Here is a 20,053-nt window from a genome sequence, read left to right as displayed (position 1 = left end):
GTGTGATGCGCCCCAGGCGGGTCGCATCGCTGCACAGCATCTTCATCCATGACCCGAAGCGACCTCGTAGAAGAACTGGCAGCCCGATTCAGCCAGCTGACGCACCGCGACGCCGAATATGCCGTCAAGACCATTCTTGATGCGATGAGCGACGCGCTGGTGCGCGGCCACCGGATTGAGATCAGGGGCTTTGGCAGTTTCTCCATCAACCGGCGTCCGCCCCGTATGGGTCGCAACCCCCGGTCCGGGGAAAGTGTGGCCATTCCGGAAAAGCGGGTACCTCATTTCAAACCGGGCAAGGCGTTGCGGGAAGCCGTGGATGCACGAACCGAGGAATTGCTGACGGTCACGGACTCCAGATAAGGTTTCAGGTTTTCCCACGGTGGGCTGGCTACAATCGCCAGACCACTAGGGGGATTGCCAGTGAAATACCTGATGTGGCTGCTCAAGGCAGCCATTTTTTTTACGCTCTTTGCTTTTGCACTGAACAACCAGCAGACGGTTGCGGTGCATTTCTTTTTTGGCACCTTGTGGCAGGCGCCTCTGGTGCTGGTTGTTCTGGCCGCCTTCGCTTGCGGCCTGGCGCTGGGTATTCTGGTCATGATGCCGCGCTGGTGGAAAAGACGCAAAGCGGCACGCCACCCCTCCTTCGGGGCCTCCACCAATTTGACTGACGACGCTTCCACGCTTCACCATGGAATTTGACTTCACCTGGGTTCTGCTCGGGTTTCCGATCGCCTTCACACTGGGCTGGCTGGCATCACGGCTGGATTTGCGGCAACTGCGTATAGAAAACCGCCAGGCCCCCAAGGCCTATTTCAAGGGCCTCAACTTCCTGCTGAACGAACAGCAGGACCAGGCCATCGATGCGTTCATTGAGGCCGTCCAGAACGATCCCGACACCTCGGAGCTGCACTTCGCGCTGGGCAACCTGTTTCGCCGGCGCGGCGAATACGAGCGCGCCGTACGGGTGCATGAGCACCTGATGTCGCGCGGCGACCTGACCCAGCCGGAACGCGACCGCGCGCAACACGCGCTGGCGCTGGATTTCCTGAAAGCCGGCTTGCTGGACCGCGCCGAGATCGCCCTGCGCAAACTCGAGGGCACTCCGTTTGAAGAAGAGGCGCGGCTCGCCTTGCTGTCCATTTATGAGCGTTCACGCGACTGGGCCAACGCCACCGAAATCGCCGCGCGGCTGGACAGTTCCAGCCATGGCAATTTCAGCACCCGGCAAGCGCACTACCTGTGCGAGCAGGCCAACGCCAGCACGGCTGCCGGCGATACCGCCAAGGCATTGAGCGCCCTGCATGAAGCCGCGGCCATGGCCCCTGCATCGGTGCGCCCGCTGATGGAGCTGGCCAAGCTGCAAAACCAGCTGAGCCAACCGCAGGACGCCATGCAGACGCTGCTGAAGCTGCAGAAAACCGCACCGCAGGGCCTGCCGCTGGCCGCCGGCCTGCTGGCCAACATGGCGCAAAGCAGTGGCCAGCAACCCGCGGCCCGGGCGCTGCTGGAGGCCAGCTATGCGCAAATGCCGTCCATCGACGTGATTGAGGCAATCGTCAAGCTTGAAACAGACCCGGTGGCGGCCCGCCAGTGGTATGTGCGACATCTCGAGCACCAGACCTCCCTGGTGGCGGCCGGTAAATGGATTGCTGGTGAAAAGCTCGAAAATGAACACCAGCACGCGCTGGTGCAACGCACCCTGGACCAAGCCACCAAGCCGCTGATGCGCTACCGCTGCGCTGCCTGCGGCTTCGAGGCAACCCAGCATTTCTGGCACTGCCCGGGCTGTCAGGCTTGGGACAGTTACCCGACACGCCGCATTGAAGAGTTATGAAGCTATGAACACCCCCGTGGAGAGTTTTTGGCACACCCCCGTGGAGGCTATGCCTCCCTCCCCCTTGCAGGGGGCGACACCTGCGGCCCGGCAAAGCCGGTTCCGTGGTGTCCGCTGGAAAAGAAAAGCGGTCACTGAGCGTTGATCCGGCTTGAAAACAAACAGACATGACAACACTTTCCCTATCCCCTGAAAAAATCGCCAAGGCCCGCGTGCTGGTCGTGGGTGACGCCATGCTGGACCGCTACTGGTACGGTGCCGTGGACCGTATTTCACCGGAGGCACCGGTTCCTGTTGTTCGCGTGACCCGCACGGAAGAGCGCATTGGTGCGGCCGCCAACGTGGCCTACAACATCGTCACGCTGGGCGCGCAGGCTTCGCTGCTGAGCGTGGTGGGCGATGATGAAGCCAGCCACCACCTCGAAGCACTGGTGGCCCAAACCGGCATCACGCCCTACTTTGGCCGCGATGCGAAACTTAAAACCACCGTCAAGCTGCGCGTGATCGGGCGCCAGCAGCAACTGCTGCGCCTCGATTTTGAGAACATACCGGAAAACGAAGTGCTGGCGTCGCAATCCGCCACGTTTGAAAAACTGCACCTGCAGCACGAAGCCGTGCTGTTTTCAGACTACGGCAAGGGTGGACTGGCGCACATCGTCCTGATGATTACCCAGGCGCGCGCTGCCGGCAAGATCGTGCTGGTCGACCCCAAGGGTTCGGACTATAAACGCTACAAGAACGCCAGCGTCATCACTCCCAACCGCGCCGAGCTGGAGCATGTGATTGGCCCCTGGAACAATGAGGCCGATTTGCGGGTCAAAGCGCATAACCTGCGCACCTCGCTCAAACTACAGGCTCTGCTGCTGACCCGCAGCGAGGAAGGCATGACCCTGTTTGATGAGCAAGGTGAACTTCACGTCCCGGCGGTGGCCCGCGAAGTGTTCGACGTCACCGGTGCGGGTGACACCGTCATTGCCACGCTCGCCGCCATGCTGGCTGCCGGCCTGAGCCTGCGTGAGGCGGTGCCTATTGCCAACCGTGCCGGCGGCATCGTGGTGGGCAAGTTCGGTACCGCCACCGTGAACTACAACGAACTCTTTGCCGCCTCTTGAAGCCATTAGCGCCATTAACGCCGTTAGCGCACTGAAACCGAGGAATTTCCCCATGAAAATCGTAGTCACCGGCGCCGCCGGCTTCATCGGCAGCAACCTCGTGAAGGGACTCAACGACCGCGGCATTGACGACATCATTGCCGTCGACGACCTGACCCACGGCGACAAGTTCCGCAACCTGGCCGACCTGAAAATTGCCGACTACGTCGATGCCGACGACTTTTATGACCTGTTTGCCGAAGGCGCTTTTGGCCCGGTCGAAGCGGTGTTCCACGAAGGCGCCTGCAGCGACACCATGGAGTCCGATGGCAAGTACATGATGGACAACAACTACACGCTGTCATGCGAGTTGTTCCATGCCTGCCAGGAGCAGGGCACGCGCCTGTTGTACGCCTCCTCGGCCGCCACCTATGGCGGCTCCGACACCTTCAGCGAATCCCCCGAGTTCGAGCGCCCGCTCAATGTGTACGGCTATTCCAAGCTGCTGTTTGACCAGCGGATGCGGCGCGAACTTGGCCCCCGGCTTGAAAACGCCGCCACCCAGGTCGCCGGCTTCAGGTACTTCAATGTCTACGGCCCGCGAGAGCAGCACAAGGGTCGCATGGCCAGCGTCGCCTTTCACCAGTTCAACCAGTTCCAGACCGAGGGCAAGGTCAAGCTGTTTGGCGACTACGGCGGATACCAGGCTGGCGGCCAGATGCGCGACTTTGTTTTCATCGACGACGTGGTCGCCGTCAATCTCTGGTTTCTGGACCACCCGGAAAAGTCCGGCATTTTCAACCTGGGCACCGGAAGGGCGCAGCCCTTCAACGATGTGGCCCTGGCCGTCGTCAACACCTTGCGCCAGGGCCAAAACGCGGCGGCCCTGAGCCTCGAAGACGCGGTGCGCGGCGGGCTGATTGACTACATTTCCTTTCCCCCCGCCTTGGTGGGCAAGTACCAGAGCTATACCCAGGCCGACCTGCACGCCTTGCGCGCTGCCGGCTGCCAGCATGCCTTTGCCGACGTGCAGACCGGTGTGGCGGCCTACATGCAATGGCTGGGCAGCACAAAAATCTAGGGTTTCCCCGAGCGAAAACGCCTTGGGCAGGTCAACCCGGCCCGAAACCGCACGTTATTGAACAGGACATCCTTGTTCACAAGGGTGGATCACGCGTCTGGTTCAATTCAATCTTTGAGGAGTTTTCTCATGTTCAAGAAATTGCTGGCTTTTCTTGCCGCGATGTCCCTCGTCGCAGCGTTTGCGGCGGTCGATGTCAACAAAGCCACTGAAGCCGAACTCGACGGCATCAAGGGCATCGGTCCTGTCACCACCAAGCTGATTATTTCCGAGCGTAAAAAAGGCGAGTTCAAGAATTGGGACGACTTCATCGCACGCGTCAAAGGCGTAGGCGACAAAAGCGCCGCCAAGTTTTCCGCTGAAGGCCTTACAGTTGGTGGCGCAGCTTACAAGGGTGCCAGCGCCGCCGAAGCCAAGGCTGACGCCAAAGCCAAAGCCGATGCCAAGAAAACTGACAAGCCCATGACCGAAAAAGCCAAGGACGCTGCAGTGGCCACTAAGGAAACCGTCAAGGGCGCCGCTGTCGCCACCAAGGAAGCTGTGAAAGAAACCGCCAAAGACGCCAAGGCCGCCGTGACACCCAAAGCCGACGCAAAAGTCGAAGCCAAGGCCGAAACCAAAGCAGCAGCCAAGGCTGAGCCTGCCAAGCCTGCTGCCAGCGCTGCCAAGAAGTAACCTTCAAAGTCTACCGGCCCAAAAAACCCGCCCTCTGGCGGGTTTTTTGATGCCTTTTTGCTCTCTCCGCCCCTTGTCAGTATTTGGCGACCATGATGCCTAGGCCAGCGCAATCAGGTCGGTCACGCCAACATCGACACCGGCCTGCATGAGCAGCGTGCTGACCTGCCCGCGATGATGCGTCTGGTGGTTAAAAAAATGCGTCATCGCCTGCCAGACCGGATGCGTGCGCTCAACGCCACTGCTGTTGCCATAGCGCATGGTGAGCTGCAGGAAAACATCGGGCATCTCCACCACCCAGTTCTCGATGGCGGCATCGAGCTGCTCGCGCTTGGCACGCAGCGCTTTCCAGTCGTCGAACACGACCGTGTTCAGGCGGCTACCGGCGGGCAGGTCCAGCACCCTGGCATTCAGGCTGGCCATCCTGATGTCGTTGTCCAGGCCGCACTGGGCAAGTCGGCGTAGCCAGATCTGGTCGGCGACGATCAGGTGGTTCAGCGTCCTGTGAATCGAGCCAAAAAAAGCACCGCGCTCACGCTTTCGCTCATCATCAGACAGCGACTCGCAGGCGTCATACAGACGCCGGTTCATCCAGCGGTTGTAGTGGGCCAAAAAACGGTAATGATCGGAAAACACCGTCGCCATGGCAGTTGCTCCTGTCCTGATTAGTCCTGCCTTGATTAGATAGCTGCTTTGCTTATTTCACAATCTCAGGCCTTTCCAAACCCCCCGCCACCCGGTGTATGGATTTCAAACACATCTCCCGGCTGCATCTCGGCCTGGCCGATGTGGTCCAGCGTTTCCGTCTGGCCACCGGCCCGTACAACGACGTTGCGGCCCACCTGCCCCGCTTCGCCGCCGGCCATGCCAAAGGCGCCATATTTGCGTCCATTCGACAAAATGCTGGCCGTCATGGCCTCCAGGAACCTCACGCGGCGCACACCGCCATTGCCGCCTTGCCAGCGGCCCGCACCGCCTGAACCCGGGCGGATCTCGTAGCTCTCCAGCCGTACCGGAAAGCGGAACTCCAGTACTTCGGGATCGGTCAGGCGCGAATTGGTCATATGGGTCTGCACCACCGACGTGCCGTCAAAGCCCGAAACCAGGCGGCCTGACTCATCCGTAACGCCGCCAGCGCCCGAGCCGCCGGAAATGGTCTCGTAATACTGGTGCCGCGCATTGCCAAAGGTAAAGTTGTTCATGGTGCACTGGCTGGCCGCCATCACGCCCAGCGCGCCGTAAAGCGCATTGGTGATGCAGGTGGATGTTTCCACGTTCCCCGCCACCACCGATGCCGGCGGATTCGGATTGAGCATGGAGCCTGGCGGGATGATGACCTTCAACGGTTTCAGGCAGCCCGCGTTGAGCGGAATGTCGTCGTCCACCAGCGTGCGGAACACATACAGCACGGCCGCCATGCACACCGCCGTCGGCGCGTTGAAGTTGTTGGTCTGCTGCGGCGAGGTGCCGGTGAAATCAATTTGGGCGCTACGCCCCTTGGGATTAACACGAATCGCCACCTTGATCTGCGCGCCGTTGTCCAGCGGCAGTGTGAACTCGCCGTTGCTCAGGCGCGTGATGACGCGGCGCACCGACTCCTCGGCGTTGTCCTGCACATGACGCATGTAGGCCAGCACCACGTCCAGGCTGAACGTGTCGACCATCTTGCGCAGCTCCTGCACACCTTTTTCATTGGCGGCAATCTGGGCTTTCAGATCCGCCATGTTCTGCTGCGGATTGCGGCTCGGGTATTTTCCGCTCTTGAGCAGGGCGAGCATCTCGGCTTCCCGCAACACGCCGCGTTCGACCAGTTTCACGTTGTTGATCTGCACGCCCTCTTCTTCGATCAACGTCGAGAAAGGCGGCATCGATCCCGGCGTGATGCCGCCAATATCCGCATGATGTCCCCGCGAACCGACGTAAAACGTTGGCTGCGTTGACGTACCCAGGTACACCGGCGTGATCACGGTGATGTCAGGCAGGTGGGTACCGCCATGGTAGGGGTCGTTGAGCACATACACATCGCCCGGCTGCATCTTGCCGGCGTTCTCGCGGATCACCGTCTTGATGCTCTCGCCCATGGAGCCCAGGTGGACCGGCATGTGCGGCGCGTTGGCGATGAGGTTGCCTTCAGTGTCAAACAACGCGCAGCTGAAGTCCAGCCGCTCCTTGATGTTGACCGAGTAAGCGGTGTTCTGAAGCTGCAGGCCCATCTGTTCGGCAATATTCATGAAGAGGTTGTTGAACACCTCCAGCAACACCGGGTCCACCGTGGTGCCCGCCGCAAAGGTGATGGAGCGCTCGGCGCGGCGGTCCAGCACAAGGTGGTCCAGCGCCGTCAGGGCGGCTTCCCAGCCGGGCTCCACCACGGTCGTCGCATTCTTTTCGGCAATGATGGCCGGACCGGAAATGATGTCACCCGGCCGCAGGTCTTCGCGCACGACCAGCGCAGCGTCATGCCACTGTCCGCCCGAATACATCCTGACAGTCTCGCGACGCGGCACTTCGCGCGGCTCATGCGTCGCGTGCCGTGGCTCGGCGGGGGCGTCGCCAGCCACCACGGCTTCCACAGACACGGCTTCCACCACCAGGCCCTTGCCCTGCATCAAAAAGGCAAAACGCTGCCGGTAGGCGGCCTCAAACCCGGTCTCGATCTGGTCCAGCGTCCCGAAAGGCACCACCAGCGCCGAGTCGCTGCCCTCATAGCGGACATGAACGCGCTGATGCATGGTGATGGCGCCGGTGCTCACCTGCTGGCGCTGCAACTCAGCCTGCGCCATTGTGGCCAGTCCATGAAGCTTGCTGGCGATCTCTGTGAGCGCCGCTTCCGTCAGCTTGAGCTCCACCGCCTGCTCGCGGATCACGTTCTGGTCTGCCAGGCCCATGCCGTAGGCAGACAGCACCCCTGCCAGCGGATGCACAAACACCCGTGTCATGCCCAGCGCATCGGCCACCAGGCAGGCATGCTGCCCACCCGCGCCACCGAAGCACTGCAGCGTGTAGCGTGTCACGTCATAGCCGCGAGCCACTGAAATCTTCTTGATAGCATTGGCCATCTGCTGCACCGCAATGCTGATAAAGCCTTCAGCCACCACCTCGACAGGGCGGCCGGTCTGCTCGGCCAGTTCGGCGAACCGCGCCTGCACCGCCTCGGCATCCAGCGGCTCATTGGCCTGGTGACCGAACACTTTTGGAAAGTAACGCGGCTGGATCTTGCCCACCATCACATTAGCATCGGTTACGGCCAGCGGCCCGCCGCGCCGGTAACTGGCGGGCCCCGGGTTAGCCCCGGCACTTTGCGGCCCGACGCGAAAACGCTCGCCATCAAATTTCAGGATGGAGCCGCCGCCAGCCGCCACGGTGTGGATGCTCATCATAGGGGCGCGCATGCGCACACCGGCCACCTGGGTTTCAAACTCGCGCTCAAACTCGCCCGCGTAGTGCGACACGTCGGTCGAGGTGCCGCCCATGTCAAAGCCGATCACCTTGGCATGGCCTGCAATGGCGGCCGTGCGGGCCATGCCGACAATGCCGCCGGCCGGGCCGCTCAGAATCGCGTCCTTGCCCTGGAACACATGGGCATCGGTCAAGCCGCCCGACGACTGCATGAAAAAGAGTTTGACGCCGGGCATCTCGCTGGCCACCTGCTCCACGTAGCGGCGCAGTATGGGTGACAAATAGGCATCGACCACGGTGGTGTCTCCGCGGCTGACGAACTTCATCATCGGGCTGGTTTCGTGCGAGGTGCTGATTTGCGTGAAGCCGACTTCCTGGGCGATGCGCCTGGCGGCTTTTTCATGGTCGGTATAGCGGTAGCCATGCATGAAAACGATGGAGACACTGCGCAGCCCTTTCTGGTATTGCGCAAGCAGCTCCTTTTTCAATAGCGATTCGTCCAGCGCCTGAAGCACCTCACCCTGCGCACCGACGCGCTCATGGGCCTCAACCACGGCGCTGTAGAGCAGCTCGGGCAGCACGATGTTGCGGTCAAACAAGCGGGGGCGGTTCTGGTAGGCAATGCGCAGCGCATCCCGAAAGCCGCGCGTCGTCACCAGCAGTGTCGGCTCGCCCTTTCGCTCCAGCAGCGCATTGGTCGCGACCGTGGTGCCCATCTTCACACACTCCACCACATCGGACTTGATAGGCTCTCCGGCTTTCAGGCCCAGCAAGTGCCGAATGCCGGCCACCGCTGCATCGCGGTACTGCTCCGGGTTTTCGGACAGCAGCTTGTGCGTGATCAGCGAGCCATCGGGCTTCTTGGCCACGATGTCGGTGAATGTGCCGCCGCGATCAATCCAGAACTGCCAGCGTCCACTGCCTGTGTTTGAGGTGTTTTCTTGGGTCATTTTCAACAATCTTTTCTAGAGAATACGGTAACTATTAAAAAGAGCTTCAACAAGGGGGCTGCGACTTGAACATACTTGAACATACTTGAACTTGTATTGAAGGCCAGTTCACGCGAGAACTACAGGATGTCATTTGGCTTTTCCCATCACCAGGTCTGGCACGATGGTGACAATTTGCGGAAACAGCGTGATCAACGCGATGCAAACCACCAGGCACATAAAAAATGGAATGGCAGCCCTGGCAATCACATTGCTGTCTTTTCCGGTCATGTTTTGCAACACGAAAAGATTAAATCCCACAGGCGGCGTCACCTCGGCAATCTCGACCAGCAAAATAACAAAGATGCCAAACCAGACCAGGTCAAACCCGGCCTTTTGGATCATGGGCATCACCACGGCCGCAGTCAAAACAATCATGCTGATGCCATCCAGCGCGGTACCCAGCACCAGATAAACCACCACCAGGCAGGCAATCAGGCTGTAGGGCGAGAGGTTCAGCGAACCGACCCACTCAGCCAGCTCTCTCGGCACACCGGTGAAGGCCATGGTCTTGGTCAGGAATGCGGCCCCCGCCAGGATGAACATGATCATGCAACTGGTACGCGCTGACCCCATGAGGGCTTCGTTAAAGTTGGCCCAGGTCAGTGAGCGGCTCCAGAGAGCCAAAGCCAGCGCCCCTACCACGCCATACGCAGCGCACTCGGTCGCCGTGGCCCAGCCCGCCAGCAAAGACCAGCAAATGAAAACGATCAGCAATGCGCAGGGGATCAGATTCTTCGACAGCCTCAGCTTTTCCTTGAAACTGGTCACCGGCTCCGCAGGCGGCATTTGCGCCTTGTTTCGCATGGACCACCAGGCGATGTAGCCCGAAAACAGCAGCATCAAAACGATCCCCGGCAGAAAGCCCGCCAGGAAAATCCGGATGATGGAGGCGTCTGCCGCGACGGCATAAACCACCATCGTGATGGACGGAGGAATCAGGATACCCAGCGTGCCGGCCGTCGCCAGGGAGCCCAACGCGATTTTCTCGTTGTAGCCGCGCTTTTTAAGCTCGGGCAAGGACACCTTGGCAATGGTGGCGCAGGTCGCGGCAGAGGAGCCTGACACCGAGCCGAAAATACCGCAGCCGAGAATGGTGGTGTGAAACAGGCGCCCCGGCACCCGGCCCAGCCACGGTGCCAGCCCTGTAAACATCTCTTCGCTTAGCTTGGTGCGAAACAGGATTTCTCCCATCCAGATAAAGAGCGGTAAAGCGGCCAGCTCCCAACTCGCGTTACTTTCCCAAAAAGCAGAAAACAGGTTGAGCCCCGGCTGCGTGGTGGTAAAAAATGCCTGCCCCACCCAGCCGCAAATGGCCAGCGTCATGGCGATCCAGACGCCGCCAGACAGCAAAAGCAACATCAGGAGCAGCAAGATGCCGCCAATAGTCAAAATGTCCATGTTCTATTTCCTGACTTAAACGACTCAAAGATCTGACGAAAAATCGCCCTGGGCATGCCGTTCCTCGACAAGGCGCACGAAGGTCGGCACACCACCCCGCAGAACAATCACCAACTCATCCACCACGGCGACCAGCAACAGCACGGCCCCCAGTGCGAAGCTGGACTGTGGAATCCATATCGGCAGCGGCAACAAACCTTGTGCGAGTTCCTTGAACTCCCAGCTCTGGTAAGTGAATCGGACTGCCCAGTAGGCGAGATAGGCCACAGCGCAGGCCGCGACGAACAGGCTGACCAGCTCCAGAGCCCTGCGGGTTGGGGGCTGCACCTGCTCGAGCAGCAAGGTCACTCGCACGAAATCACCATGTTTGAATGCGTGCGCCATGGTAAAAAAAGCCGCTGCGGCGCACAGCCATGAAACGATGTCGTTGACAGCGCCCGTGGTAAATCCGAACTGCCGACCCAGCGACTGAACGACCATCAGGGCACAAATCAGGGCTATGCACACCGCTCCCAGCACTGCAGCCGCTAAATAGATGGAGTCCAGCCAGCGACGAAGCGCGGTAAGAGTATTGGCTGGGCGGTTTGCCGCTGCAGCGCTGCCCAGTGCTTCGGGAACGTACGACATATCTGAGCTCACTTCTTGCTGTAGGCGTCGATGACGAGCTTGCCTTCGTCACCCGCCAGCTTGAGCCAATCAGCCGTCATGCGTTCACCAATGACTTTGAGCTCTTTTTTCAGGCCATCACTGGTGGTGTCAATCTTCATGCCCTTGGCTGCCAGTTCACGCATGTACTCCGCATCTTTTAGCTCGCTGATTTGCCAGCCGCGTTGCTCGGCTATGGCCGCTTGCTGCAACACGGCGCCCTGAGCGGCGGGATCCAGCGCGTCGAAGGCCTTTTGGTTGACCACCACCGCGTTGCGTGGGAGCCAGGCGTTCACATCGTAAAAATACTTGACGCTTTCATAGAGCTTGCTGTCGACCCCGCTGGCGCTGGAAGTCAGGAAGTTGTCCACCCCGCCCGTTGCCAGCGCGGCCGGCAGCTCGGCCAGCTGAATGGTGACAGGCTGGGCCCCCACCGATGTTGCGATCAAGGCTGTTGCCGGGTTGTAAGCCCGCATCTTGGTGCTCTTGAGGTCTTTCATCGAAGCCACTGGCTTGCTGGAGTACAGACCTTGCGGTGGCCACGGCACGGTATAGAGCAACTTGATGCCTTGCGCCGCCAGGGTTTTGACCAGCAGCGTGCGCGATGCGGTATCGAGCCGCCTGGCATCTGCATAGCTGGTGGCCAGGAAAGGAATGGAATCAACACCAAAAACCGGTGCCTCGTTGGAAGCGCCCGACAAGATAAGCTCCCCCACCGGCGTTTGACCAGACTGCACAGCGCGCTTGATCTCGTTGGCCTTGAACAGCGAGGCATTGGCGTGCACGGTGATTTTCAGCTTGCCCGCCGTGGCTTTGTCTATGCCGTCAGCAAACTGCTGCAGGTTCTGCACCTGAAAGGTATTTGCACCGTAACCGGACGGCAAATCCCATTTGGTTTGCGCAAAAGCAGCACCCAGGGTCGTGACGGCAGCAAGAGAAACAAGCAGTTTTTTCATCATCATCTCCAGTCAAAAAATAGTGGGGTCTAAAAAGCAGCCAATTGATGGTTCAGGAAGTCGGTGATCAGCATTGCCCCGGGTGCGTGCGTGATGCAAAACTCGGGGCGCGCCTGCGCAATGGCCGCTTGCGGCGTGACGCCGCAGGCCCAGAAAACGGGAATCTCGTCAGGCAGCACCTCGACGGCATCGCCATAGTCCGGTCTGGCCAGGTCAGCGATGCCAATCCGGGCCGGATCGCCCATGTGCACCGGCGCGCCGTGCACGTCGGGAAATCGCGATGTGATCTGAATGGCGCGAATCGCATCGGCCGCCTTGAAGGGCCGCATGGACACCACCATGGGCCCATGGAATGCGCCTGCGGGCTCGGTGGCGATATTGCTGCGATACATCGCCACATTGCGTTGCTGTTCGATATGGCGCAAGGGCAGGCCTGCTTTCATCAGCGCCTCTTCAAACGAAAAAGAGCAGCCAATGACAAACGTGACCAGGTCTTTGCGCCAGAGCGCGCTGATGTCGGTCGGCTGGTCCACCACCTCGCCGTGCCGCCAGACACGATAGCGTGGCAGATCGGTGCGGATGTCGATGTCTGTGCCCAGCGTCGGCAGTCCGGCCTGGCCCGGCTCCGACACCGCCAGCAGCGGACAAGGCTTGGGATTGCGCTGGCAGTAACGCAGGAAGTCGTTGGCTTCGTCTGCGGGAAGGATCACCACATTGCCCTGCACGTGTTCGCTGGCCAGGCCGCTGGTGTGCGAGGTCCACCGGCCCCGCCGGATGATGCCGCGAACATGCGCGGCATTCTTGATGTCGCCGGCCCCGAAAACCAACAGTGCTGATTCAGACGGTGTACTCACCAGAAAACTCCCCGTTGCGTATGTCATCTTGATGACGATGAGCGAATTGTGTGGGGGTCTTCAGCCTTCAGCAAATTCAAAATTTTTTGCTTACATCATCGATTTTTTCGATATTAAGGGTTTACCTTTAATCGCCTTTTTGGTGCGTTGTTGCGGCCTCCGGCGAAGGCGATGGCCGACTGCACAACGGTTTCCACGGTCCTCGAACTGGGGTCGGTGCGGTAACTTGCATTGATCGGCAAGGACTGCAACCTGGCGTCGCAGGTCAGCAGTTTCAGGCGCGCAAAGCCAGTGAGCCGCTCTACCGCGGCGCGCGGCAGCAAGGCCACCCCGAAGCCGCCCTGCACCAACTGCACCATCGCTGAAATGGAGGAAATGGCGTGCACCTTTTTGGGCTCCATGCGGCGCTGCCTGAACAAGTCAAGCAGCGTGACATGCGGCTGGGAGCCTTTCTGGAAGGTCAACAACTCCATCCCGGCCAGCTCATCGAGTTTGTAAATTCTTTTTTTGTGCAGGTCCGGGTGCCCGACAAACGCCATGTCCATGGATGGCAAGGCCTGGCTTCGCACGCCCTCGGCCGACGCGGGTAACACCGCAAACACGAGGTCCAGCGTGCCACGCTGGATCTGGTCGATCAGGATCGGCGTGGTTTCCACCGTCAGCTCCAGCTCCAGCCCCGGGTGGTCGGCTCGCAGCTTTTCCAGCCAGGGAATCAGCCAGGAGTGCAGCACGGACTCGATGGCGCCAATGCGCATCGACATCGCCATGGCCTGCCCCGACCCCATCTCGGCTTTAACTTCGCGCTGCAGTTCCAGCAACTTCTGCGCATAAACCAGAAAACGAGTACCCGCCACTGTCAGCTTGAACTGCTTGTCACGCCGGTCCAGCAGCAGGATGCCCAGTTCTTCCTCCAGCGTCGCAATGCGGCTGGACATGGCCGATTGGGTGAGGCAGAGCTTTTCAGCCGCCCGCGAGATGCTTTTGAGTGATGCCACCCAATAAAAAGCTTCAACAAAACGCAGGTTCATGGCGCGGCCTTATCAGGGTGGGAGCAATTTTTGGGGTATGTCCGGGGAACTGGCGCGGGATTTGCGTCGTATCCTATGACGACTTAGCAACCAACCTATTGTCCAGGAGCCCCCCATGAAATTCAAACTTGCACTGATTGCCGCCGTACTCAGTGTCGGCGCTACAGCATTCGCCCAGACCAAATGGGATTTGCCGGCGGCCTACCCTGCATCCAACTATCACACCGAAAACCTGGCGCAATTCGCTGCAGACGTTGACAAAGCCAGCGGTGGCAAGCTGAAGATCACGGTGCATGCGAATGCATCGCTTTTCAAAGCCAACGAGATCAAGCGTGCCGTTCAGGGCGGCCAGGCACAGTTGGGCGAGATTTTGCTCGCCAACTTTGAAAATGAAAACCCGATTTATGGCGCGGATGGTCTGCCCTTTCTGGCATCAAGTTATCCGGCCGCCCGCAAGCTGGCCGATGCGCAAAAACCGGCGCTCGACAAACTGCTGGGCACGCAAGGCATGAAGCTGCTCTACACCGTGCCTTGGCCCCCGCAGGGGGTGTATGTCAACAAGGAAATCACCGCCGTCGCCGACATGAAGGGCCTGAAGTGGCGTGCCTACAGCCCCGCCACCAGCAAGATCGCCGAGCTGATCGGCGCGCAGCCCGTAACAGTACAGGCGGCCGAGCTGAGCCAGGCGCTGGCCACCGGCGTGGTCAACAGCTACATGAGCTCCGGTTCGACCGGCTACGACACCAAGACCTACGAGAGCATCAAGTACTGGTATGACGTACAGGCCTGGTTGCCGAAAAATGCCGTCATCGTCAACAAGAAATCGTTTGACTCGCTCGATGCACCTACCCAGGCGGCCGTTCTGAAAGCAGCGGCAGACGCCGAGGTGCGCGGCTGGAAAATCAGCGAAGAGAAAAACGAATTTTACAAAAAGGCGCTGGCTGAAAAAGGCATGAAGATCATGACCCCGTCGCCCAAGCTGGTGGCTGACTTCCGGCAAGTCGGCGGCATCATGAAAGCAGACTGGACCAAACGCGCCGGCGCCGACGGTGAAGCGCTGCTGTCAGCCTACGAGAAATCAACCGCGGTCAAGAAATAAACATGCGCCGGCTGCTTGATGCGCTTTATGACGGCGCGGCCTGGCTGGGTGCCCTCGGCATGATCGGCACGCTGGTCTCCGTGCTGGCCGGTGTGCTGGACCGGCAGTTTGCCTGGTCGCTGCGCGGCACCGACATGTATGCCGGCTACTGCATGGCGGCCAGCGGCTTCCTGGCCTTGGCGCACACCCTCAAAAAAGGCGAGCACATCCGCGTCACGCTGATCCTCAACGCCGTCAGAGGACGAGCCAAGCGGGCGATTGAACTATGGGCGCTTGCAGCAGCGACGGCGCTGGCCATGCTGTTTGCTTACTACAGCGTCAAGCTGTCGATCAACTCCTGGCAGTTCAATGATGTCTCCACCGGCAATGACGCGACGCCGTTGTGGATCCCGCAGCTCACCATGGGCGTCGGGGCCGTGATCCTGATGATTGCCTTTATCGATGAGCTGGTACTGGAAATCATCGGGCGCCGCGTTCAGGCGGGCAGCGACGAAGCCGAAGCCCTGCACTACGAATAGTCAGAAGAACAAACCCCATGTCCGAACTTGCCATTACCTCTTTACTGATTCTTTCGCTGTTCCTCATTCTGGGCTCGGGCGTCTGGATCGGCCTCACACTGTCTGGCGTCGCCTGGATCGGCATGCAGCTATTTTCCTCACGCGCCGCGGGCGATGCCATGGCCGTGACCATCTGGGGTTCTTCATCGAGCTGGACGCTGACGGCCCTGCCGCTTTTCGTGTGGATGGGAGAAATCCTGTTCCGCACCAAGCTCAGTGAAAGCATGTTTAAAGGCCTGGCGCCGTGGGTCAGCCGCCTGCCGGGTGGCCTGCTGCACACCAACGTGATCGGTTGCACCATTTTTGCGGCGGTGTCGGGCTCGTCAGCGGCGACCTGCGCCACCATAGGCAAGATGACATTGCCGGAACTTGCCAAACGCGGCTACCCCGAAGACATCACCATCGGCTCGCTGGCCGGTGCCGGCACGCTGGGCCTGTTGATCCCGCCCTCCATCATCATGATCGTTTACGGCGTCAGCGCCGATGTATCGATTGCCAAACTCTTTATCGCAGGCGTTTTCCCCGGCCTGTTGCTCGCATCGCTGTTTTCGGGCTACCTGATCGTCTGGGCGCTGATGAACAAGGGCAAAATCCCGCCGCCCGACGCGGCCATGACGTTCAGCCAGAAGGTCTACGAATCGCGCCACCTGATTCCTGTGGTGCTGCTTATCAGCGCTGTGCTCGGCTCCATCTACACAGGTATCGCCACGGCGACAGAGGCTGCGGCCATTGGTGTGGTCGGATCCTTGGTGCTGTCGCTCGTGCAACGGTCGATGAGCTGGACCACCTTCAAAGAGTCGCTGCTGGGCGCCACACGCCTGTATTGCATGATTGCGCTGATTCTGGCGGGCGCCGCGTTCCTGACGCTGAGCATGGGCTACATCGGCCTGCCGCGCCACCTGGCCGAGTTTGTATCCAGCCTGGGCCTGAGCCCTTTCCTGCTGATTCTCGCCCTGAGCTTGTTTTACATCATTCTGGGCTGTTTTCTGGACGGCATTTCGATGGTGGTGCTCACCATGGGCGTCATCCTGCCCACGGTGCAGACGGCGGGCCTGGACCTCATCTGGTTCGGGATTTTCATCGTCATCGTGGTGGAGATGGCGCAAATTACCCCGCCCGTCGGATTCAACCTGTTTGTGCTGCAAGGCATGACCAAAAAGGAAATCACCTACATTGCGCGGGTCACGCTGCCATTCTTCTTCCTGATGTGCGGCATGGTGCTGCTGCTGTGGTTTTTCCCGCAGATAGCGACCTGGCTGCCCGGCAAGATGTGATCGCAAATGCTGATGGCCAGGACGGCTGACACCTGAGCACCGGCAAGTGGCTTGTCATCGCCAGGGCTGGGTGAGCCGCGGGTCATCGGTCAGCGCCCAGGTTTTAAGGCCCGTCGCCGCCTCAATCGCCTGTCGGTAGGGCGGCATGTTGGTGCACTCCAGCACCATGGCTTGCAGCGACGGCGCACGCCGCTTCAGCGCCACTGCGGCAGCGACCACATCGGCACCGGCCTGCCGGCTATCCATGGTCTCGCGATTACCCAAAATGGCCGTGGCAAATTCACCCGCAGGGTCCACCCCCTGCACGATCACATCGCCCAGCCGTTCAGGCGGCACACCGGCCGCCAGCAGGTGCTCGGCGCCCAACTGGCTGGCGCTGATGGTGAGCACGCCCACGTGAGGCTGGCCAGCCAGCAACCCGGGCAACTGCAGCAGGCTGGACGTGATCACCGGGACCTGCACGGCCGTCTGGAGTTCGCGCTGCAGCAGCACCAGGAACCCGCAGCTGGTAGTGATGGCCAGCGCACCGTCACGCTGCAAGGCCTGCACCGCATCGAGGAAAGCAGGCAGCAGCCGTGCGGCCCGCAGACTCCTGGCCGACTGAACCACTTTGGCGGGCCAGGCGCCATGCACCACGTGCCGGCGGGTCGGCACGTCAAAGGTATCCGGATGACCGATGTCGCCGGGTGGCCGTGGAAACCGGGTGTCCAGCATCAGGATACCCAGAAATCCTGTATCGCCGGTTGGAGGTTGGGGCCGGGCTGCGCCCGTCATCACCGCTGCGGTTAAAGTCATGCCTGTATTTTCCCGCCAAACCCACCCTTGACCACCACCATGCTGACTGTCATTGCCATCTGTATCGGTGCCTCACTAGGCGCGCTGTCCCGCTGGGGCCTGGCTTTATGGCTGACGCCCGGCGGGCTGATCCCCTGGGGAACGCTGGCCGCCAACCTGATCGGCGGTTGCCTGATCGGCGCCTGCATCGCTATTTTCGAGTCCATGCCCCAACTGGACCCGGTCTGGCGCCTGGGGCTGGTGACCGGATTCCTGGGCGGCCTCACGACGTTTTCCGCATTCTCGGCAGAAGTCGTGATCTACCTGATGGACGCGCGCTACGGCCTGGCCGTGCTCACGGCCGTGCTGCATGTGCTGGGTTCGCTGGTCATGACAACGGTGGGCCTCAAAACAGCTATGTTTTTTATAGCGCACAATACCCGTTGACGTTTAGGTCATGGCATTTTTATTGCCAAACCGGCTCCCTCAGCACGGACGCGCGCCGCGCGCATCCGGCCAGACCTTGCCCCACGGTGGCAGTCAACCAAAGTCTCCACTCGCGCAAACCTGCCAAATTGGCCACAATGCCGCATGGCTTCCATGAGCTCCCCCCATTCTGGCCTGGCACCCGCCGGGCAGGATCGCCTGGCGCACATCAGCCAGGCACGCCAGGCCATTCTTTACGGTGACCGGACACCCGCCGGCACGGCTCTGCCCATCGAAAGCTGGATAGAGCGCTCCTGGCTGCGCTGCCTGGGCAATGGCTACCGACCGGAGCACGAGCCCTCGTTTGACATGGTGTCAGCCCCTGAGCTGCGGCGTACCCTGGAGTCCAACCGAGTGCTGGTGCAGGCAGCGCGGCCAGTGCTCGAGGCGCTGGGCCGTGCCCTTGCCGACACCCGTTACTTCGCCATACTTGCCAACCAGCACGGCGTGGTCGTCGATGTGAACGGCCCGATTGACCGCCGCGACCGGCGTGCCGAGCTGATCACGCGCATCGGCACGGACCTCTCGGAGCATCGGGTCGGCACCACAGCGATCAGCGCGGCGCTGACGGAGCTGCAGCCGGTCTGGCTGCACCGCGGTGAGCACTTTTTCAACATGACCTCGGTGTATAGCTGCGCTGGCGCGCCGCTGTTTGGTCCGGACGGCTGCTGTGTCGGCATGCTGGACCTGACGGGCATCGAAGCGGCCGAGCGGCCGGAACTCAAGCACCTGGTCATCCAGTCGGCACGCAGCATTGAGAACGCACTCACGCTCAGCCTTCCGCATCGCCTGATGATCCGGCTGAATTGGCCGGGCCGCCCACTGGGCGACGACACTGACGGCCTGATGTGCGTGGACGCTGACGGCCGCGTGACGGGCGCCAACCAGATAGCCCGGCAACTGGTGCCGCAGCTGGCCACGGTAATCCCCGTGGGGCTGCATTGCAACGACCTGTTTGCGCTGCCTTATGAAATGCTGTTTGACGCTGCGCGCCAGCAGGCGGCCACCCCCCGCGGCCCCATGGACATCCCGCTCTGGACGGGCCTGCGACTGCACGCCCTGCCCTTGCTGCTGGGCCAGAGCCGCCTCTCAGCGCCGCGGCATCACGCCACCCCAGCCAGCACACCGCGGCCCTTAAAAGAACTCGAAACCGAGCTGATCCGCCAGGCCGTCGATGATGCGCGTGGCAACGTCATGAAGGCGGCCAAAGCGCTGGGCGTGAGCCGCGCCACGGTGTACCGCAGGCTGGGCCCGGGCAGGCGCAGCTAGCCTTTGCTCCAGGCCTGCCGGCTCGGTGGCCTGGGCAGGCTCAGTGCTTGTGCGCAGCGTGAGGCGCCGCCTTGTCGTTGGACTCGCCCGCCGCAGCGCCGGCATTTGGCGCCACGGTACTGACGGGCACCGTCAGCTCGACCTTGCTGTCAACACCCTTCGCATCCTTGAAGCGCAGCGTCAGCGGCATGGTGCTGCCCTTGGGCAGGGGCTGCTTCAGGTCCATCAGCATCACGTGGTAGCCACCCGGCTTGAGTTCCACGGTTTTTCCGGCGGGCAAAACAACAACGGACAGCCGGCGCATTTTCATCACGTCGTTCTCCAGTTTCATTTCATGCACCTCGGCAATACCCGCCAGGGACGAGGAGACACCCACCAGGCGGACTGTTTCCCCGGCCGTGATCTTCATGAAGGCGCCGGTCCCCTGCTGGCCCTCGACGGTGCTGCGGACCCAGGCGTCCTTCACTTCAATGGTCTGCGCCCAGGCCGAGGTGCCAACCCCGCACAGAGCAGAAAGGGCAGCCAGGGCTGCGGCGATTAAAACGTTCAGTTTCATGGGATTCTTTCTAAAAAATTTCTCACCACTGTGCACTGTGCACTGTGCACCACGTGCGTCAGGTGTGCGTCATGTGCACCGA

The 20,053-nt window shown here is 60.8% G+C and carries 20 protein-coding genes; 11 read left to right on the top strand and 9 right to left on the bottom strand.

Annotation, left to right across the window (positions count from 1 at the left end):
• The first annotated feature begins 48 nt into the window (after nt 1-48).
• The 6 genes from AC1DS5_RS13340 (at nt 49) to AC1DS5_RS13315 (ending at nt 4,687) form a co-directional block, all read left to right on the top strand.
• Nucleotides 49-363 (top strand): integration host factor subunit beta, encoded by a 315-nt coding sequence (locus tag AC1DS5_RS13340; protein WP_011482723.1) that lies wholly within the window; start codon nt 49-51, stop codon nt 361-363.
• Between the two features lie 60 nt (nt 364-423).
• Nucleotides 424-705 (top strand): LapA family protein, encoded by a 282-nt coding sequence (locus AC1DS5_RS13335; protein WP_477718744.1) that lies wholly within the window; start codon nt 424-426, stop codon nt 703-705.
• The gene (gene lapB, locus AC1DS5_RS13330; protein WP_477718743.1) at nt 695-1,840 is read left to right on the top strand and encodes a lipopolysaccharide assembly protein LapB; all 1,146 of its coding nucleotides are present in this window, start codon (nt 695-697) and stop codon (nt 1,838-1,840) included. Before AC1DS5_RS13335 ends, lapB begins: the two co-directional genes overlap by 11 nt.
• A 167-nt stretch (nt 1,841-2,007) precedes the next feature.
• Nucleotides 2,008-2,952: a D-glycero-beta-D-manno-heptose-7-phosphate kinase gene (gene rfaE1 / locus AC1DS5_RS13325; RefSeq protein ID WP_477718742.1), complete on the top strand. Its 945-nt coding sequence runs from the start codon at nt 2,008-2,010 to the stop codon at nt 2,950-2,952.
• Between the two features lie 52 nt (nt 2,953-3,004).
• Nucleotides 3,005-4,012 (top strand): ADP-glyceromanno-heptose 6-epimerase, encoded by a 1,008-nt coding sequence (gene rfaD, locus AC1DS5_RS13320; protein WP_477718741.1) that lies wholly within the window; start codon nt 3,005-3,007, stop codon nt 4,010-4,012.
• 129 nt (nt 4,013-4,141) lie between these two features.
• Entirely contained in the window at nt 4,142-4,687 is a 546-nt protein-coding gene (locus AC1DS5_RS13315; protein ID WP_477718740.1) for a ComEA family DNA-binding protein, read from the top strand.
• Between the two features lie 99 nt (nt 4,688-4,786).
• Here the strand turns inward: AC1DS5_RS13315 and AC1DS5_RS13310 are convergent, their stop codons facing one another.
• The 7 genes from AC1DS5_RS13310 to AC1DS5_RS13280 all read right to left on the bottom strand — a co-directional run bounded on the left by AC1DS5_RS13310 (nt 4,787) and on the right by AC1DS5_RS13280 (nt 13,956).
• A complete protein-coding gene (locus AC1DS5_RS13310) occupies nt 4,787-5,332 on the bottom strand; it encodes a DinB family protein (RefSeq protein WP_477718739.1) in 546 nt (181 codons plus the stop codon).
• 65 nt (nt 5,333-5,397) lie between these two features.
• Nucleotides 5,398-9,033, bottom strand: coding sequence for a hydantoinase B/oxoprolinase family protein (locus tag AC1DS5_RS13305; protein WP_477718738.1), 3,636 nt, complete (start codon nt 9,031-9,033; stop codon nt 5,398-5,400).
• Between the two features lie 129 nt (nt 9,034-9,162).
• A complete protein-coding gene (locus AC1DS5_RS13300; protein WP_477718737.1) occupies nt 9,163-10,473 on the bottom strand; it encodes a TRAP transporter large permease in 1,311 nt (436 codons plus the stop codon).
• A 24-nt stretch (nt 10,474-10,497) separates the two neighbouring features.
• Entirely contained in the window at nt 10,498-11,100 is a 603-nt protein-coding gene (locus AC1DS5_RS13295; protein WP_477718736.1) for a TRAP transporter small permease subunit, read from the bottom strand.
• An 8-nt stretch (nt 11,101-11,108) separates the two neighbouring features.
• Nucleotides 11,109-12,077, bottom strand: coding sequence for a TRAP transporter substrate-binding protein (locus tag AC1DS5_RS13290; protein ID WP_477718842.1), 969 nt, complete (start codon nt 12,075-12,077; stop codon nt 11,109-11,111).
• 26 nt (nt 12,078-12,103) lie between these two features.
• Nucleotides 12,104-12,928: a putative hydro-lyase gene (locus AC1DS5_RS13285; protein WP_477718735.1), complete on the bottom strand. Its 825-nt coding sequence runs from the start codon at nt 12,926-12,928 to the stop codon at nt 12,104-12,106.
• Between the two features lie 113 nt (nt 12,929-13,041).
• Entirely contained in the window at nt 13,042-13,956 is a 915-nt protein-coding gene (locus tag AC1DS5_RS13280) for a LysR substrate-binding domain-containing protein (protein WP_477718734.1), read from the bottom strand.
• 115 nt (nt 13,957-14,071) lie between these two features.
• Between AC1DS5_RS13280 and AC1DS5_RS13275 the strand changes: the two genes are divergently transcribed.
• From AC1DS5_RS13275 to AC1DS5_RS13265, 3 genes are read left to right on the top strand one after another with little or no spacing between them, the layout of a single operon-like run.
• Entirely contained in the window at nt 14,072-15,055 is a 984-nt protein-coding gene (locus AC1DS5_RS13275) for a TRAP transporter substrate-binding protein (protein WP_477718733.1), read from the top strand.
• 2 nt (nt 15,056-15,057) lie between these two features.
• Entirely contained in the window at nt 15,058-15,573 is a 516-nt protein-coding gene (locus tag AC1DS5_RS13270) for a TRAP transporter small permease (protein WP_477718732.1), read from the top strand.
• A 17-nt stretch (nt 15,574-15,590) separates the two neighbouring features.
• On the top strand, nt 15,591-16,886 hold the full coding sequence (locus AC1DS5_RS13265; RefSeq protein WP_477718731.1) for a TRAP transporter large permease: 1,296 nt from the start codon (nt 15,591-15,593) through the stop codon (nt 16,884-16,886).
• Between the two features lie 54 nt (nt 16,887-16,940).
• On the opposite strand, the gene AC1DS5_RS13260 is transcribed toward AC1DS5_RS13265, so the two are convergent.
• The gene (locus AC1DS5_RS13260) at nt 16,941-17,681 is read right to left on the bottom strand and encodes an aspartate/glutamate racemase family protein (protein ID WP_477718730.1); all 741 of its coding nucleotides are present in this window, start codon (nt 17,679-17,681) and stop codon (nt 16,941-16,943) included.
• Between the two features lie 39 nt (nt 17,682-17,720).
• Here AC1DS5_RS13260 and crcB point away from each other — a divergent pair, with 39 nt between their 5' ends.
• Nucleotides 17,721-18,107, top strand: a complete 387-nt coding sequence (crcB, locus tag AC1DS5_RS13255; protein ID WP_477718729.1) for a fluoride efflux transporter CrcB — start codon at nt 17,721-17,723, stop codon at nt 18,105-18,107.
• Nucleotides 18,108-18,251: 144 nt separating this feature from the next.
• Nucleotides 18,252-19,415: a helix-turn-helix domain-containing protein gene (locus tag AC1DS5_RS13250; protein WP_477718728.1), complete on the top strand. Its 1,164-nt coding sequence runs from the start codon at nt 18,252-18,254 to the stop codon at nt 19,413-19,415.
• Between the two features lie 40 nt (nt 19,416-19,455).
• Here the strand turns inward: AC1DS5_RS13250 and AC1DS5_RS13245 are convergent, their stop codons facing one another.
• Nucleotides 19,456-19,971, bottom strand: coding sequence for a copper chaperone PCu(A)C (locus AC1DS5_RS13245; RefSeq protein WP_477718727.1), 516 nt, complete (start codon nt 19,969-19,971; stop codon nt 19,456-19,458).
• Nucleotides 19,972-20,053: the final 82 nt, after the last annotated feature.

The organism is Polaromonas sp. P4_H1 (assembly GCF_056400945.1).
Note: the sequence above shows the minus strand (reverse complement) of the source record. Positions and strands in the feature narration are given on the sequence as shown.

Coding starts and splice junctions, on each gene's coding strand:
- AC1DS5_RS13290 (WP_477718842.1), bottom strand. CDS start 12,077: ATGATGAAAAAACTGCTTGTTTCTCTTGCTGCCGTCACGACCCTGGGT.
- AC1DS5_RS13300 (WP_477718737.1), bottom strand. CDS start 10,473: ATGGACATTTTGACTATTGGCGGCATCTTGCTGCTCCTGATGTTGCTT.
- AC1DS5_RS13340 (WP_011482723.1), top strand. CDS start 49: ATGACCCGAAGCGACCTCGTAGAAGAACTGGCAGCCCGATTCAGCCAG.
- rfaD (WP_477718741.1), top strand. CDS start 3,005: ATGAAAATCGTAGTCACCGGCGCCGCCGGCTTCATCGGCAGCAACCTC.
- AC1DS5_RS13260 (WP_477718730.1), bottom strand. CDS start 17,681: ATGACTTTAACCGCAGCGGTGATGACGGGCGCAGCCCGGCCCCAACCT.
- AC1DS5_RS13250 (WP_477718728.1), top strand. CDS start 18,252: ATGGCTTCCATGAGCTCCCCCCATTCTGGCCTGGCACCCGCCGGGCAG.
- AC1DS5_RS13295 (WP_477718736.1), bottom strand. CDS start 11,100: ATGTCGTACGTTCCCGAAGCACTGGGCAGCGCTGCAGCGGCAAACCGC.
- rfaE1 (WP_477718742.1), top strand. CDS start 2,008: ATGACAACACTTTCCCTATCCCCTGAAAAAATCGCCAAGGCCCGCGTG.
- lapB (WP_477718743.1), top strand. CDS start 695: ATGGAATTTGACTTCACCTGGGTTCTGCTCGGGTTTCCGATCGCCTTC.
- AC1DS5_RS13275 (WP_477718733.1), top strand. CDS start 14,072: ATGAAATTCAAACTTGCACTGATTGCCGCCGTACTCAGTGTCGGCGCT.
- AC1DS5_RS13310 (WP_477718739.1), bottom strand. CDS start 5,332: ATGGCGACGGTGTTTTCCGATCATTACCGTTTTTTGGCCCACTACAAC.
- AC1DS5_RS13305 (WP_477718738.1), bottom strand. CDS start 9,033: ATGACCCAAGAAAACACCTCAAACACAGGCAGTGGACGCTGGCAGTTC.
- AC1DS5_RS13265 (WP_477718731.1), top strand. CDS start 15,591: ATGTCCGAACTTGCCATTACCTCTTTACTGATTCTTTCGCTGTTCCTC.
- crcB (WP_477718729.1), top strand. CDS start 17,721: ATGCTGACTGTCATTGCCATCTGTATCGGTGCCTCACTAGGCGCGCTG.
- AC1DS5_RS13245 (WP_477718727.1), bottom strand. CDS start 19,971: ATGAAACTGAACGTTTTAATCGCCGCAGCCCTGGCTGCCCTTTCTGCT.
- AC1DS5_RS13270 (WP_477718732.1), top strand. CDS start 15,058: ATGCGCCGGCTGCTTGATGCGCTTTATGACGGCGCGGCCTGGCTGGGT.
- AC1DS5_RS13280 (WP_477718734.1), bottom strand. CDS start 13,956: ATGAACCTGCGTTTTGTTGAAGCTTTTTATTGGGTGGCATCACTCAAA.
- AC1DS5_RS13315 (WP_477718740.1), top strand. CDS start 4,142: ATGTTCAAGAAATTGCTGGCTTTTCTTGCCGCGATGTCCCTCGTCGCA.